The organism is Exiguobacterium sp. HVEsp1 (assembly GCF_002009685.1).
In the GTDB taxonomy this organism is placed as follows: Bacteria; Bacillota; Bacilli; order Exiguobacteriales; family Exiguobacteriaceae; genus Exiguobacterium; species Exiguobacterium profundum.
On the sequence record NZ_KV917367.1, the window covers coordinates 1,721,006 to 1,735,615 of the forward strand.

General features: G+C 48.1%; 19 protein-coding genes. 4 read left to right on the forward strand and 15 right to left on the reverse strand.

All coding sequences use genetic code 11. The features are described from left to right. Positions 1 to 7: 7 nt before the first annotated feature. Positions 8 to 904, reverse strand: a complete 897-nt coding sequence (locus BV910_RS08850) for a peptidase U32 family protein (protein WP_240499879.1) — start codon at positions 902 to 904, stop codon at positions 8 to 10. Between the two features lie 151 nt (positions 905 to 1,055). Here BV910_RS08850 and BV910_RS08855 point away from each other — a divergent pair, with 151 nt between their 5' ends. Then, on the forward strand, positions 1,056 to 1,850 hold the full coding sequence (locus tag BV910_RS08855) for an SDR family NAD(P)-dependent oxidoreductase (protein ID WP_078147077.1): 795 nt from the start codon (positions 1,056 to 1,058) through the stop codon (positions 1,848 to 1,850). Positions 1,851 to 1,879: 29 nt separating this feature from the next. Here BV910_RS08855 and BV910_RS08860 read toward each other — a convergent pair whose 3' ends face one another. The 7 genes from BV910_RS08860 to rnz are packed head-to-tail and all read right to left on the reverse strand — an operon-like array spanning position 1,880 to position 6,541. Then, positions 1,880 to 2,212 (reverse strand): hypothetical protein, encoded by a 333-nt coding sequence (locus BV910_RS08860; protein WP_078147078.1) that lies wholly within the window; start codon positions 2,210 to 2,212, stop codon positions 1,880 to 1,882. A 41-nt stretch (positions 2,213 to 2,253) separates the two neighbouring features. Beyond that, positions 2,254 to 2,799 (reverse strand): hypothetical protein, encoded by a 546-nt coding sequence (locus BV910_RS08865; protein WP_078147079.1) that lies wholly within the window; start codon positions 2,797 to 2,799, stop codon positions 2,254 to 2,256. Beyond that, the gene (locus BV910_RS08870) at positions 2,772 to 3,728 is read right to left on the reverse strand and encodes an ATP-binding cassette domain-containing protein (protein WP_078147080.1); all 957 of its coding nucleotides are present in this window, start codon (positions 3,726 to 3,728) and stop codon (positions 2,772 to 2,774) included. Before BV910_RS08870 ends, BV910_RS08865 begins: the two co-directional genes overlap by 28 nt. Beyond that, positions 3,706 to 4,365 carry a hypothetical protein gene (locus tag BV910_RS08875; RefSeq protein WP_078147081.1) on the reverse strand — a complete coding sequence of 220 codons (660 nt, stop codon included), beginning with the start codon at positions 4,363 to 4,365 and terminating at the stop codon, positions 3,706 to 3,708. The genes BV910_RS08870 and BV910_RS08875 overlap by 23 nt, the downstream gene beginning before the upstream one ends. Continuing rightward, positions 4,343 to 4,753, reverse strand: a complete 411-nt coding sequence (locus BV910_RS08880; RefSeq protein ID WP_078147082.1) for a DUF4430 domain-containing protein — start codon at positions 4,751 to 4,753, stop codon at positions 4,343 to 4,345. Before BV910_RS08880 ends, BV910_RS08875 begins: the two co-directional genes overlap by 23 nt. Then, positions 4,750 to 5,634, reverse strand: a complete 885-nt coding sequence (locus BV910_RS08885) for a hypothetical protein (protein ID WP_078147083.1) — start codon at positions 5,632 to 5,634, stop codon at positions 4,750 to 4,752. The genes BV910_RS08880 and BV910_RS08885 overlap by 4 nt, the downstream gene beginning before the upstream one ends. A 1-nt stretch (position 5,635) precedes the next feature. Beyond that, positions 5,636 to 6,541, reverse strand: a complete 906-nt coding sequence (gene rnz, locus BV910_RS08890; protein ID WP_078147084.1) for a ribonuclease Z — start codon at positions 6,539 to 6,541, stop codon at positions 5,636 to 5,638. A 73-nt stretch (positions 6,542 to 6,614) separates the two neighbouring features. Between rnz and BV910_RS14800 the strand changes: the two genes are divergently transcribed. Next, positions 6,615 to 6,788 carry a hypothetical protein gene (locus BV910_RS14800; protein WP_012726540.1) on the forward strand — a complete coding sequence of 58 codons (174 nt, stop codon included), beginning with the start codon at positions 6,615 to 6,617 and terminating at the stop codon, positions 6,786 to 6,788. Between the two features lie 45 nt (positions 6,789 to 6,833). Here the strand turns inward: BV910_RS14800 and BV910_RS08895 are convergent, their stop codons facing one another. Both BV910_RS08895 and BV910_RS08900 read right to left on the reverse strand, forming a co-directional pair. After that, complete coding sequence (locus BV910_RS08895) at positions 6,834 to 7,961, reverse strand: M20/M25/M40 family metallo-hydrolase (protein WP_078147934.1); 1,128 nt, start codon at positions 7,959 to 7,961, stop codon at positions 6,834 to 6,836. Positions 7,962 to 8,143: 182 nt separating this feature from the next. Further along, a complete protein-coding gene (locus tag BV910_RS08900) occupies positions 8,144 to 9,133 on the reverse strand; it encodes an aromatic acid exporter family protein (RefSeq protein WP_078147085.1) in 990 nt (329 codons plus the stop codon). A gap of 77 nt (positions 9,134 to 9,210) precedes the next feature. Here BV910_RS08900 and BV910_RS08905 point away from each other — a divergent pair, with 77 nt between their 5' ends. Next, positions 9,211 to 10,281 carry an N-acetylglucosaminidase gene (locus BV910_RS08905; RefSeq protein ID WP_240499833.1) on the forward strand — a complete coding sequence of 357 codons (1,071 nt, stop codon included), beginning with the start codon at positions 9,211 to 9,213 and terminating at the stop codon, positions 10,279 to 10,281. Between the two features lie 39 nt (positions 10,282 to 10,320). Here the strand turns inward: BV910_RS08905 and BV910_RS08910 are convergent, their stop codons facing one another. After that, positions 10,321 to 10,953: a hypothetical protein gene (locus tag BV910_RS08910; RefSeq protein WP_078147086.1), complete on the reverse strand. Its 633-nt coding sequence runs from the start codon at positions 10,951 to 10,953 to the stop codon at positions 10,321 to 10,323. 180 nt (positions 10,954 to 11,133) lie between these two features. On the opposite strand from BV910_RS08910, the gene fadH reads away from it, so the two are divergent. Beyond that, a complete protein-coding gene (gene fadH / locus BV910_RS08915; protein ID WP_031423370.1) occupies positions 11,134 to 11,898 on the forward strand; it encodes a 2,4-dienoyl-CoA reductase in 765 nt (254 codons plus the stop codon). Positions 11,899 to 11,932: 34 nt separating this feature from the next. Here fadH and BV910_RS08920 read toward each other — a convergent pair whose 3' ends face one another. The 4 genes from BV910_RS08920 to BV910_RS08935 are packed head-to-tail and all read right to left on the reverse strand — an operon-like array spanning position 11,933 to position 14,594. Next, positions 11,933 to 12,508, reverse strand: coding sequence for an HD domain-containing protein (locus BV910_RS08920; protein WP_078147087.1), 576 nt, complete (start codon positions 12,506 to 12,508; stop codon positions 11,933 to 11,935). Positions 12,509 to 12,510: 2 nt separating this feature from the next. Further along, positions 12,511 to 13,185 (reverse strand): metal-dependent hydrolase, encoded by a 675-nt coding sequence (locus tag BV910_RS08925; RefSeq protein ID WP_078147088.1) that lies wholly within the window; start codon positions 13,183 to 13,185, stop codon positions 12,511 to 12,513. Positions 13,186 to 13,215: 30 nt separating this feature from the next. Next, a complete protein-coding gene (locus BV910_RS08930; protein ID WP_031423364.1) occupies positions 13,216 to 13,938 on the reverse strand; it encodes an amino acid ABC transporter ATP-binding protein in 723 nt (240 codons plus the stop codon). After that, a complete protein-coding gene (locus BV910_RS08935) occupies positions 13,935 to 14,594 on the reverse strand; it encodes an amino acid ABC transporter permease (protein ID WP_012726548.1) in 660 nt (219 codons plus the stop codon). Before BV910_RS08935 ends, BV910_RS08930 begins: the two co-directional genes overlap by 4 nt. Positions 14,595 to 14,610: the final 16 nt, after the last annotated feature.

The following is a 14,610-nucleotide window of genomic DNA, read 5'->3' on the forward strand; positions in this document are numbered from 1 at the left end:
TGATCCCTCACTTAATCTCTTCTGGCTTGCGTAACCATAATCCCGTACCGAGACGGAACGCTTCCGGTTGTAGCTCATGAAGACGTTGTACCATCTCCATGCGATCAAATCGACCGTTCAACAAATTCGTCCGGGCATAAGTAAACAACTGAACGATTTCAACAAACTGGGCCCCGGCGTGCCATCCATCTAGCTTCCACGTGTGAAGTCCATTTTTGACTAACGTCGGAAGCTGACCCATGAGCGTCAAATCCTCAGAGAATATATGGGTACCGTTCTCGTCCTCGTAGATGGGATAACGACTCGTCGTATCTGCCGGTTCGCTCATATAAAATTCGCGTTGTTTTGCTTCTTCAATCGGTCTCCCGAGTTCGTTAAAGTAATTCGTCACGAGTGGTCGTTTGGAATGATGGATGCACGTCGGACCATATACTTGTACCTCAACAGGAAGTCCGATTTGTTGTTGGATCAAAACGAGTTCATCGATGGTCACTTCACGCGCGACGACCGCTCCAATCGCTTCGCGTTTCCCCCAAAATTGAATCTGTTTGGCGGACGTGACGAGCGTTTGAGCATCATACCAATACGGAATCTTTGCCTGTCGGATCAAGCGAATGGCACCAGGGTCTCCAGCGGTGACATCATCGACTCCAATCGTTTTCAGCGTTTGCAAATAATCCGTCAATTCTTCAATGTGGTCATTGTGCATCAGGTTGTTGACGGCTACTGTCACTTCTTTCCCGTACCGATGGGCAAGTTGTGTGACTTCCCTCACAGCATCGATTGTCCAGTCACCTTTTTGTCTCAACCCAAACCTCGAATTTCCGATATACAGTCGGTCCGCGCCGGCTTTGATTAACGCTTCTGCCTGATCGACGCTTTGCGCCGTAGTGACGAGCTGAATCATCATATTTGTTCTACTCCCTACTTTGTGAGTCTAATCACATTTTCTTGCTATACTTTAGCATATGTTCCACTGTGCGAACGGAGCAGGATTTTAACAACTCGTGAAGAATTCAGTAACAATGTATGACTTTTCATCAAAGGAGTGGATCATGTTGTCAAAGACAGCTTTAATCACCGGCGCCTCGATGGGCATCGGTCTAGACTTGGCCGTACTCGCCGCTCGCGACGGCTATGACTGTATTTTAGTATCTCGGAACGAACCACGATTGCATGAACTAAAAAAAGTACTTGAGACACGTTATCGCATCAACGTCCATATCTTTGCACTAGATTTAGCAAAACATGACGCAGCAGTCCGATTGACGACGATGATCGCCGAAGCTGGCCTCACTGTCGACTTTTTAATCAACAATGCCGGGTTCGGCACGTCCGGCGCATTCGCCGACCTCGATGCCGAGACGGAGGCCGACGAGGTCCGATTGAATGTCAATACGTTGACCGAACTGACGAAAGCCTATTTGCCTGGCATGCTCGAACGTGACCACGGATATGTGTTGAACGTCGCATCCGTCGCTGCCTTCCAACCTGGTCCCTATATGGCCGTCTATTATGCGACGAAAGCCTATGTCCTTTCATTCACTGAAGCGATTCATGCCGAAGTGAAAGGTAGCGGTGTGCATGTGAGTGTATTATGCCCTGGCCCGACGGATACAAATTTCTTTAATCGTGCCGGGAGTGAATTGTCATTCTCGAAAATGCCATCTCATCTCGTCGCCTTCTTCGGATACAAAGGGGTGTTGAATAACAAGCGTGTGATCATCCCTGGACTCTCGAATCAGCTGTTGGTCGGGGTCGCCAAATTGATGCCGAGAGCTCTCAGTTTAGAAGTACTACGCCGCGTCCAGAAACCGGCTGATGGAACACCTGCTGAATCGACCACATGAAAAGGAGCGACCGCATCGGGTCGCTCCTTTTATGGTTCAGAGTGTAAGCGAGAGACGTTTACAAGCCGATATAGAAACACACCTGCCGGAATCATGGTCATCAGCGCTGTGGCGATGACGACTCCCCACGCCATGATGGCATCGAGCGTCAGGTCTCCCGATGTGAGCTGGTCCATGATGCTCAGTTGTTCCACGGAAAGCACAATCATGAGTGCTGGCCACACGCTCGCCGCAAGGATGCTGATCATGGCAAAACGGGCTCTCGTGTAACGTTTTGCCAATAGAATCAGATTTAACAAGATAAACAATAATCCTACGAGTAAAAACATGCCGACTTCAGTGAGATTGATATATGCACCCATCCGTCGTTCACCTCACTCAAAATGATTTGACTATTGTATATTTACCCGAATTGACGAAGGAATATGCGCTCAAACAAGGGACGGATTAAAATGAGGAAGACAACGTTCGATAGCCCATGTGCCAAGTCAAACGGGACGCTGAGTAAAAGTAGCTTCCAAAAGTCAGCTCCAATCACTTCTATGAACGCCAGATTTGTCGTCCATCCATATAAAAATCCAGAGAAAAAACCGAGCGTAAGGAAAAGGATACCTGACTTCATCCATATCGTTCGAAAACTGCTTACGAGCGTCACGACAAGAAGCCACCCCAAAAATTGATAGAAGACGAACGGTCCGATCCCGAGCAACAGACCCGACAAGATGGGTACGAAGAGTGCCAAGATCGCTGCAGCATTCAACCCAATACATAATGCGGTCAGCATCAAAATAGCTGTCGTCGGCTGTACGTTCGGAATCGTCATAAAGAGCCAACGCCCGATGACTGCGAGTGCCAAGAGCTGCACGAGCGGTTGAATCGGGAGGTCAGATTTCTCAAATCGATACAGAACCAGGATGGCAATCAGAATGGCGAGGACGTATGTGACCATAGCGTACTCCGTTCTTGAAAGATTGAGCGCTCACCTTGAAAGACCACGCGACCACTTGCAAGGTAAATCACGTCCGTCGCTTGGTCGATTAACGCCAAATCATGGGTCGCACAAAGCACGCGTGCTGATTCTGTCTTTTTCAAGACCGCTTCAAGGAACGCCGTTCGCTCCCCATTCGTTAAATCCACCGTCGGTTCATCGAGCAAAAGGACGCTTGCCGGGTCGTTCAGGACGGCTTGAAGTTGTGCAATCCTCCGATTCGATTCTTTCGGAAACGGACCGTACTCCGTTTCGGCAGGAAGATAGGCAGCTCGCTCCCCCCGCTTCACCCGTCCACGAAGAGGGCGTCTGCTCCTTGCTAAAAGTTCGAGCAACGTCGATTTTCCACTTCCGTTCGTCCCGATACAGACGGTGAGACCCGGTTCAGTCATTTGGACGGTCACTTCTTCAATGGCATAAGTCGCCTGAAGCGGGTGTCGATAGGATACATCGGTCGCATCAATCCTCGGTATCGTCTCCGATTGTCGGAAAGTGATTTGTATGTCTTCAGATGACTCTCGCGCCCGTTCCGTATAACCGATTTGAACACCGAGATCGGTTATACGACGGAATAGCATCTCTAGATGTTCTCGACGGAATTGATCGAGGTGGCGGAACGGTTCGATAAGTACAATTGCTTCGGGCTGATTTGATAGAGCATAAGCGACTTGTACAATCTGTTGTTCTCCGCTTGAACAGGCGTCAAACGCTTTTGGATATAGTGCATCGATTTGTAAGAGTGAGGCAAGTTCCGCTCCCCGAAGCGGGTCAACACCGGATAATAAATGACCAACTTTTCCTGAGAATGGTTGATTCATTCTGATGACTTGAGGACGATACCGTTCGATATATGCCTCGAACGAACCGTCAACGGTAGAAAGCCATTGCATCACGAACACCTCCTTTTGTGATGTATGGATAGATGAGCCATGGAATGATGGTCCATTCGATTGATACATAACCAATCAAGCCAATCGCAAGGAGTTGCAGAACATCCTCGGCCCGGAAGCGACGCATCGGCTCGACTGCAAATTTTGGCTCATGCCTTTGGCTCTTAATGCCATTCTCGATCGCTTCTTGCCAGGCTCCTTTCGGGTGACTTCTGAGCGACTGACGTACCGCCCGTTCCATCGAAGGAATAAGTGCCCACGCCCCGTACAAGAGGGAAGTTGAACGGGGCCATTTGGAGAGGAGTGGCAGCAATCGTTCCAATCGAACAATACGAGAAATCCACAGCATGCCAAGTAAAAAAGTAGCCAACCTCAACAGCTGACGCCATATGTAAGAGAGCGATAACTCCCACCCGAACAATGCAGGGAAGACCGAAACGACAGTAAACGCAATCAATACGATGAGCATCGTCCACGGAAACCGACGTTCAAGCATGAGCAACAGGACAAGACCGACGACCAATACCGTGACATCTTGGATATACGTCAGGATGAATAGATGGCTGAATAGAAAGAAAAGGAGCGTGACAGGATGTCGCCGCTCCCAATCTGCCTCATTCGAAGAAAGCAATCGCATCTTCTTCAAACCGCCACTGAATGACGTCCGTCGATTCTACTTCTTTAGCACCGGCCCCTTCATCTCCGGGCGCACCATTAAAAGCAAATACCCAGCCTGACGATTGTCCTTCTGATTTTTCTTCGACGCCTTCGATTGCCGTCACGTACGACATGTCTCCGCTTCCTGTCACTTCGAGGTCAAGCCCTGTCGCTTTCAATGCGTCGAGCACGGTCGCATCATCTTCCAAACAGACGCTCTTCTCTTGATAGAGCGTCTCTTCCGTCGCCGCATTGTATACGGAAATGGTCGGACTTACATCGCACGCCTCTTGTTGGGCTTCTTCTCCGCCACATCCGACAAGAAGTGCGGTCGCTAATAGGGAAAAACTCAAATACCGTTTGATCATTCTGTCAAATCCTCTCGTTGATGTATCGAATAATTATATAGTATCGCAAAACGTTCGCCTGAACTTCGTCCTTCCTGTGTCAGTCCGACGAGTTGGATGCTGTTTGCGAGGACTGGTTCGCGCTGGAGCCAGAACTTGACCAGTTCATTGTCCCGATTGATCATGAGCATCGATTCGTTTTCGAACGTGTACATGTCATACAGCCCATCATAGGAAAGTTGTAACACTGGGGCAGAAACGACGTCAGTATACTCATCCCATGAAGGACCTCGTAACGTCGACAGCATGTGGTCGAATTCGACAAGCTTTTCAAAAAAGGCCTGTCCAGATTCTTTACGCAGTTCATCGACTTGTTCATACGAAAGTTGTCCTGAGCCGTATGTTACACGGATCTGTTGGAACGATTCGGCTCGTTCCACCATGAGTAAGTACTCAATGGATTGAACGTTCCCTTCTCGGTCGATCTGTAGTTTCCCACGATCTAATTTAATCGATTCACTATTGATTCGTTGTAACAATTTTTCAGTCATGTCATCAAACGATTCATCCGTGACCGAAACGGCGCCGATTTGTTGCGATTCGGAACGAAACCCGGATTGATCGAATAACGGGACAAAAAGCAAGACAAGAAAAAAGAAGAACCCTAACAGTGCCCCATACCATTTATACCGGCTGTTCTGTTTCGGAAAGAACAAAAAAGACAATAGAAAGCCAATCGGAATGTGAAAACCGCCGATGGGGAAAGACACGATTCCAAGCAGTGAATAAAATAAGAACTTTGGAAAAAAGTTCGCTTCCGGCTCTTTTAATTGATTCAATCGAATCCCTAATAGAACGCTGATTACTAAAAAGGCTGCCCATACATAGAGTTGAATGGTCACATCACTCCCCCACTGTATATTCTAAAAAGTCCGTCGCAACGAGACTCGATGGAAAATCCGACACAACTTCTTGAACAAATTCTTCCTCTCGTCCGACATAGCGTGCTGAGATGTGTGTCACAATCAGCTTGCCGACGGCGCACGCATTCGCTAGCGCGGTCGCTTCACGTGTCGTCGAGTGACCATACTTCCGAGCGAGCGCTTGTTCCGCCTCCATAAACGTCGCCTCGTGAACGAGGAGGTCTGCTCCATCCGCCAACTTCTTCGCGTTCTCACACGGGATTGTATCTCCTAAAATCGCTACGATTTTTCCCGGAATCGGTTCAGTGACGTATTCTTTAGAGTCATACCATTTTCCTTCAAATTCAAATCGGTCTGATTCTTTGATGGTTCGATAAATCGGTCCACTTGGAATACCGAGTTCTCTTACAAGATCGACGCGTAGCATGCCCGGTTTTTCTGGACCATCGATTCGGAAACCGAATGAAGGGAACCGATGCTCTAATTTTCGCACAGTGACGAGATGGTCGTCTTGTATGAATGTGTCCCCGTCCGAGTACTCGATCACGGTCAGCTCGTATCCTAGATGTGAGCCTGTGACACGCAAAGTAGCTTCAAGCCATTTTTTCAATCCTTTTGGTCCATAGACGGTCAAGGGGGCGGTTCCATCGAGTGCCGAACGAGTCGATAAGAATCCAGGCAATCCGAATACATGGTCACCATGAAGATGCGTCACCCATACCGCTGTCACTTTTCTCGGTTTGATTTTCGTATAGAGCACTTGGTGTTGCGTGCCCTCGCCACAATCAATCAGCCAGGTCACGTTCGATAAATCGAGAGCTAGCCCCGATACGTTGCGCTGTTTCGAAGGCATCCCCGACCCAGTTCCTAAAAACTGTAACTTCATAAATATTTAATTCCTTTCTTCAAGCCGTTCCATGCTATACTTGACGTAATCGCTGAAAAGGATGTGATTTGTGATGACCAAGGCAGAACAACCCGAATCGATTTATGAGACGATTCGAGAACGCGCAGCTTTGATGAATCGCTTGCACCAACAGGAACAAGGCACCTCTATCCGTATTCACGACATAGCGATCGAACTTCATTGCACAGACGAGTTGATTTTAGAATCACTGGAGTTCGCAGCATAACGAGTACGAACACATACGAAGAGCCGACGAATGGTCGGCTCTTTTTTATTGCTTAGGTGATGCGACTTCTTCAACGATTGTCACGACATATTCGACGAGTTTATACAACTCTTCAAGTGGCATCCGTTCGTTCGTCGTATGAATCTCTTCATAGCCGACCGCCAAGTTGACTGTCGGGATTCCCCCACCGGCGATGACGTTCGCATCCGAACCTCCCCCTGAGTGTAAGATTCGAGTCGGACGTCCGATTGTCTGAGCCGCACGTTTCGCCACCTCAACGACTTCGTCCCCTTCCTCAAACTTGAATCCAGGATACATGATGTCGATGTCCACTTCGGCACGACCACCGAACGACTCAGCGACCTCGATGTACGCTTGTTTCATCGTTTCCGCCTGTTTCTCCATCTTCTCATGGATGAGGGAACGGGCCTCAGCAAGAACTTCGACATAGTCACACACGATGTTTGTCGCGCGACCCCCTTCGAAACGTCCGATGTTGGCTGTCGTCTCTTCATCGATACGACCGAGCGGCATCTTCGCGATGGCTTTCGCTGCGATTTGAATCGCCGAGATTCCTTTTTCAGGTGCGACACCAGCATGAGCCGTCTTCCCGTAAATCTTCGCGTTCACTTTTGCTTGAGTCGGAGCGGCGACAATGATGTCTCCAACTGGTCCATCCGAATCAAGGGCAAAACCGAACTTCGCATCGATTTTCGATAAATCCAATACTTTCGCACCGACAAGACCTGATTCTTCCCCGACGGTGATCACGAACTGGATTTGACCATGTGGAATTTGTTTTTCTTTCAATACACGCACGAGTTCGATCATCGCAGTGAGGCCGGTCTTGTCGTCTGCTCCGAGAATCGTCGTACCATCCGTGACGACATATCCGTCTTTGATGCTCGTCTTGATTCCTTTACCTGGAGTGACCGTATCCATGTGAGCCGTAAAGTAAATCGGATCAACATTGTCTTTCGTTGCAGGCAACGTGATGATCAAGTTGTTACCAGAGTGTGCCGTCTTCGTTGATGCGTCGTCCTCGTAGACGTCGCAGCCAAGCTCTGTGAATACACCTTTCAAATGTTCACAGATGATCGCTTCTTCCTTCGTTTCTGAATCGATGCCGACCAATCCTAAAAATGTGTCGAGCACGCGTGTCTCGTTTACCATAAACAACATCCCTCCATCCAAACATTTCTTGACCATTATATCAAACTCCCCTGGATTGCACGAATCTTTTCCATTCTGTACAATGATGGCAAACACGTATATGGAGGCAGACCATGAAGAAAAAACAGAAAAGACGACAACGCATCATTCAAATCGGCGTCGTCGTCATCGTCTCAATCTTTTTAATCAGCACGTTTCTCTCGAGCATGACCATGTTCTTTTAAGAGCAAGATGTATCGCTCTTTCAAGATCAAGTAACTTTTTACATCTGATAAAATATTTAATAAGGATGAGCGTACCTCGAATTCCTCACGCGTCGTGGGGAGAGGTACGTTTTTTCGATAATGCTCAATCATCTCTTCAAGCTCCTGTAAAAAGACAGAGGCATCGGCATGCTCGTTCACATGGTCCCCGACTCGACGTAAGAACGTCGCGACCGGTTTTGCTTCATTGACGACCATCGTGATTTCTCTGGCGTTATCAGCGACTCGTTTGAGAATATCATACTGTCGTTCACGCATCCGGAAGTATAGATAGTCCATGTCTTCATTCCGCTTTCCGATTGAGTTCCCCATACGGCGAAGAGCTAAATCTTTCCCCTCTTTCAGATAGTCCCGCGTCTTGATGAGCATCATCGAGTGATTGTTATAGATGCCCGTCTCGACACATGCCGCCACGTCATAATACAGAACAGCAAGCGAACGGTCGATATTCTCTTTAATCCGTTCAATCTCACGGTCAAGCGTCGGCATATACATGTTGACGACGAGCCCGACACCGACACCTATTGCAATGAGGAATAGCTCATTGATAAATAACTCGAGTGTAAACTGTGCCTCGGTGTAGAGGTGGGTCAAAATGACGACACTCGTAATGAGCCCGTCTTGCAGTTTCAATTGTTGTACGAGTGGAATGAAAATGACAAAATAAAGTGTGAGCGTCACCGGTGAATAGCCGAGTAGCGTGAACATCGCCGCACCCATTCCGATGGCGAGAAGACTTGCCATGACTCGTTCATAGGAGGCGCGAATCGATTTTTTACGCGTCTCTTGAATACTTAAAATGGCGATAATGGCTGCAAATACAAAATAATCGAGATGAATTGTTTCGGAAATGAGCATCGCGATACCTGCTGCGACCGCGGTCTTTAACGTCCGCGTTCCAATTTTCATACTAATTTCCCCCTTCTCCATCAAATTGTTGACTAAATCAACTCGTTTGGCAATTCAAAAGTTTGGAAGTGATTTGATTGAAACGAAAGAAAAGACTTAAGGTTTGGCCGATGATTGCGACACTTAGTCTCGCCATCGCAGCCTTTTTATGGATTCAATCTTCCCGTGAAGACACCTATACCGTCGAAACGGTGACGAATGGCGACCGTGTCACGAGGTCGTTCGAATCTCTCGCAGAAGCAAAACGATACATGACGGCCGGTAAGAACCGGACATTGTTCTCCCCCTCTGGAGAAGTACTCGATTTTACAGGTACCGGAGTCGTCGTCACTCCGAGTGATGCTATCACAAACTTATATAAAGATGCATCATTTAAAACACGACAATCCTATGTCGCTGGTGGCACGAGACTTCAACTAATTGAGCGCGGAGACGATCATCTTAAAGTACGTATCTCCGGGGCGGATGTGTATGTCAAACCGGATCAAATGGCGTTATTCCCTGAAGCGGTTGTGAAGAGACGTGGATATTACGAGATTCGAGAAGGTGACGTCTACCATACGGTGGAAGCGAACGCCAATCTCGCCGGTACGTTCCTTGTAGGTCCGACAGAAAAAAACTCGGATGACCGTTTTTACACAGAACGTGTCCAAGACGTCTTCGATTCTCCTTATCAATTTGCATCGATTCGCAAGTCGTCCCCATATTCGGCTGACGAGTTTGATCAATATTTAAAATCCATCGATTCACCGCTCGCTGGGGAAGGAAAGTCCTTTAAACGGGCAGAAGACACGTATAACATCAATGGCCTATTCCTGCTTGCGGTCGCCGCACATGAGTCCCGCTTTGGAACATCCGATATCGCTCGAGTAAAGCGTAACCTGTTTGGATTCCGCGCGACAGATGACGACCCGAGCGGGAATGCGACATCCTTTAAAACAATTGACGCTAGCGTACAGGCTGCTGCTGAATTGTTTGCGACTAAATATGTCACTGGGCCATATGCTCGTGGCGATTATCCTGGGAACAAGCAGGAAGGCATCAATATCTTCTATGCCTCCGATCCATACTGGGGTGAGAAAGTTGCCGGTACGATGTACACGATCGACCGTGAACTCGGTTTGAAGTACTTGAAAAAAATTCAATGAAAAGCAGCCCGGCTCATACGAGTCGGGCTGCTTGACGCTTCATTCGATTATAACTTCCACCTCTTGCTCATACAATTCGATGAGTCGATTGTTGTCGAGCACATGCTCACTTGACTGTTCATAGCGGTCTGTGACGAGCGGAATCAAATCTTCCCACACGACCCATTTCACGTATTGATCGCGATAATAATCATGATTGAGCTCATACACGCTCATCTCTTTTGCCTCTGCATATCGTCTTTGAGACTCGACCACCGTCGCATCCGGTCCTTTTTCAATCCGTTCATCGACTTCGTCACCCGTTACTACGATTCCATATTCGCTTTTCGCATGCTCCAACCATGCACGTTCAAAATCAGCTTGGTCTTTCGTACGGATTATAAGTTCCTTCACATCGATGATTTCACCACTCTTCTTCATCTCCACGTACATTCGTTCTGCCAACTTTCGTTCGAAATCGTTATTGATTTGCGGAGCCAAATCGTTTTGAAACGTCTCAAGGATTTTCTTCAGTTCTTCGACCGTCGACTCAGAATAAACCTTTGTCTCCGTTTGGGTGAACATCTTATTTTCGACCTGTTCAGACATTTTCTTTGAATCAGATTGATCGATGAGCACAAACATTCCGACAATGATAAGTATGAATATGGTCAGCCCTGTAATGCGCTTCATATTCCATCATCTCCTATTTTAAATTCACGTCATGGCTTTGAATATCAATCGTTACATCATGTATATACTTCTCAAGTGAAAAGAATGATTCAACATCGAATGACATTTTGTTGAAGGAGTTTTACATCATAAGACGAATACGTAAAATGAACGAACATTCATTTTTGAGGGGGAATTAAGATGAAAACGATTTGGATTACCGGGGGATCGTCCGGCATGGGGAAAGCGATGGCATTAAAATTTAAACAGGAAGGATGGAACGTCGCTATCAGCGGTCGAAACGAGGAACGACTACTAGAAGCGATGAACGATTTGAATTCAATCGATGCAGGTCAGGCGATGAGTGTGCAACATGACGTTCGTGACTATGAAGGATGCGCGAAAGCACTGGCCGACATCGTATCCGCTTATGGACCAGTACACGCACTCGTCAACAATGCTGCCGGAAATTTCGTCTGTCCGACCCTTGATTTATCTCCTAATGGTTGGGCAAGTGTCATCGACATCGTCTTAAACGGGACATTCAACTGCACCCATGTTCTCGGGAAACATTGGGAAGCAGATGAAATCCGTGGCGGCTCCATCATCAACATGGTCGCTTCCTATGCGTGGCAGGCAGGTCCTGGTGTCGCACCGAGTGCGGCAGCGAAAGCAGGCGTCTTGAACTTGACGCGAACACTCGCGGTTGAATGGGGCTATCAATTCGGCGCACGGGTCAATGCCATCAGTCCTGGACCGATTGAACGGACAGGCGGCGCTGAAAAGCTCGTCTCCCACGTGAAGGAAGTAGAGCGTATTCGCCGTAACGTCCCACTTGGACGTTTTGGGACACCGGAAGAGATCGCGGACCTCGCTTACTGGATGGCATCAGACGAGATGCGCTATTTAAACGGGGATTGCATCTCTCTTGATGGTGGTCATTGGTTGAACAAGCATCCATTCTAATCAAAAGGACGACCGAATATACTCGGTCGTCCTTTTATATGTCCACCCCATCCCATTCTTCATGAAACTGTTCTAGAAACTGCTGCATGAAAGCATGACGTGACATCGCTAGTTGTTTTGCTTTTGAGGTATGCATCATCGACGCCAGCTTCAACAGCTTGTCATGAAAATGTTGAATGGCACTCTCTTCCGACAAATCGAGCGGAGTTTTGCGAGAACCCGCGAACTGGAACGTTCGCGCAATCCCGATGGCCCCCATCGCATCAAGACGGTCGGCGTCTTGCAAGATTTCGCTTTCCCGGCTCGTCGGGGTCTTGCCTTTTGAGAAGGAGACCTCATCAATCACCGCCATCACCAATTCCACTTGCTCTTCAGTGATGTCAATTGAGGACAGATGCTGTTTGACGAGACCGTTCGGACGACCGAGCTTATGATCTTCCACGTCGTGTAAATATGCCGAGAGGAGGAGAACCGTCCGATTGACCGGTTCATCCTCCATTAAACGTTCCACTAGTCGGACGACACGCGTAATGTGGGCGACGTCATGACCCGACGCGTCATCTGCATGAATCGTTCCGATGAACTCTCGCGTCGCTTGAATCACGTCCATGCTTAAATCTCGATCGTCGTATTCGGTTCAATCAAGAGACCTCGACGGTGCAATTGGTCACAAAACGCCTGAGCATCTTGTTTAATCGGCGGGAACGTATCAAAGTGGATCGGAACGACACGTTTCGCTTGAAGCCACTGCGCCGCATCTAATGCGTCTGTTGGTCCCATCGTGAAGTTGTCTCCGATTGGAAGGAACGCGACATCGATTTCAAACCGTTCACCGTACATCTTCATATCGGAGAAGAGACTCGTGTCTCCAGCGTGGTAGAGCGTCAGTTCGTTCGTCTCGATGATGAATCCGGCAGGCATCCCCATATAGACCGGTGTATCCCCCATGTCAAAGCTCGAACTGTGGAACGCTTGGGTCATCGTGACACGCCCGAACGGAAAGGCATGACCTCCCCCGATGTTCATCCCGTGAACAGAGAAGCCTTTTTTCTCGTAATACGATGCGAGTTCATGTGTCGCCACAATCGTCGCACCCGACGATTTCGCAATCAATTCGACATCCTCGATATGATCGAAATGAGCATGTGTGAGCAACAAATAGTCCGGACGTAGTGTAGAAGGGTCTATTTCCGTATGAGGGTTACTCGTCAAAAATGGATCGATCAACACGTTTACGCCATCAATCTCAAATCCTACAGTCGCATGTCCATAATAGGTGATTTTCACGTGTATTCATCCTTCCTTCGTAAGTTCAGATTACAACACTTTCTCCAAGAAACGTTTCGCCCGGTCGGTTTGCGGATTCAACAACAGGTCAGCCGGTTTTCCTTCTTCCATGAGAATCCCTTCATCCAGGAAGAGGACGCGGTCTGCCACTTCACGGGCGAAGCCCATTTCGTGTGTGACGACGACCATCGTCATCCCAGTCTCAGCCAACCCTTTCATAACGTCGAGTACTTCATTGACCATCTCAGGGTCAAGTGCCGATGTCGGTTCATCGAACAACATGACGTTCGGTTCCATCGCCAAGGCACGCGCGATGGCGACACGCTGTTTTTGTCCACCCGAGAGTTGGCTCGGATAGGCATCGATTTTTTCAGAAAGGCCGACACGTTCGAGTAATTTCTTCGCACGTTCCAGCGCTTCCGCCTTGCTGACTTTTAAGACGTTGATTGGTGCATACGTCAAATTGTCCAATACGCTCATATGAGGGAACAAGTTGAACTGTTGGAATACCATCCCAATGTTTTGACGCGCCTTCGCGACGTTCGCCCCTTTTTTCGTAAGCTCGAATCCGTCGACACTGACCGTACCGCTCGTTGGAATCTCAAGCATGTTCAAACAGCGTAGAAATGTCGATTTACCAGACCCGGACGGTCCGATGACAGCAACCACTTCACCACGCTCGATCGTCGTTGTGATTCCTTTTAACACTTCTAAGTCACCAAATTGTTTGTGTAGGTCTTTTACTTCGATCATCTTCCATCACTCTTTCTTAACCGTTTTTCTAGACGTTGTCCAAGATACGTCAAGATCATCACTATCGTAAAGTATATCACACCGGCGAATAGAAGCGGTTCGAAGTAGATTGCCTTCTGCCCACCGACGATTTGCGCACGACGCATGATATCGAGCACCCCGACCGTCGAGACGAGGGCAGACTCTTTCGTTAATGTGATCATTTCGTTCACAAGAGCAGGCAAGATGTTCTTGAACGCCTGTGGCAAGATGATGGAACGTAACTGTTTGACATATGGGACACCAAGAGCATCCGAAGCCTCCCACTGTCCTTTATCTACTGCTTGGATACCCGCTCGAATAATCTCTGAAATATACGCCCCCGAGTTGAGCGAGAATGCGATGACCGCTGACTGGTACGGTGTCGTGATATATCCCGTCAGTTGCGGCAATCCGAAGTGGATGATGGCGAGTTGCAAAATGAGTGGTGTCCCACGGAACACCGCCGTATAAGCATGTCCGATAAAGTTAATCAGACGATTCGGGACAATTTTTAATGTAGCGACAACAATCCCAAGTGAGATCCCAATCAATGCCGAGACGATCACCACTTGGAACATGACTGGAATCCCCTCAAGTATATAAGGGATCGAATCATAAATCCGGCTAAAATCCATAGTGAGTTCCTCCTAA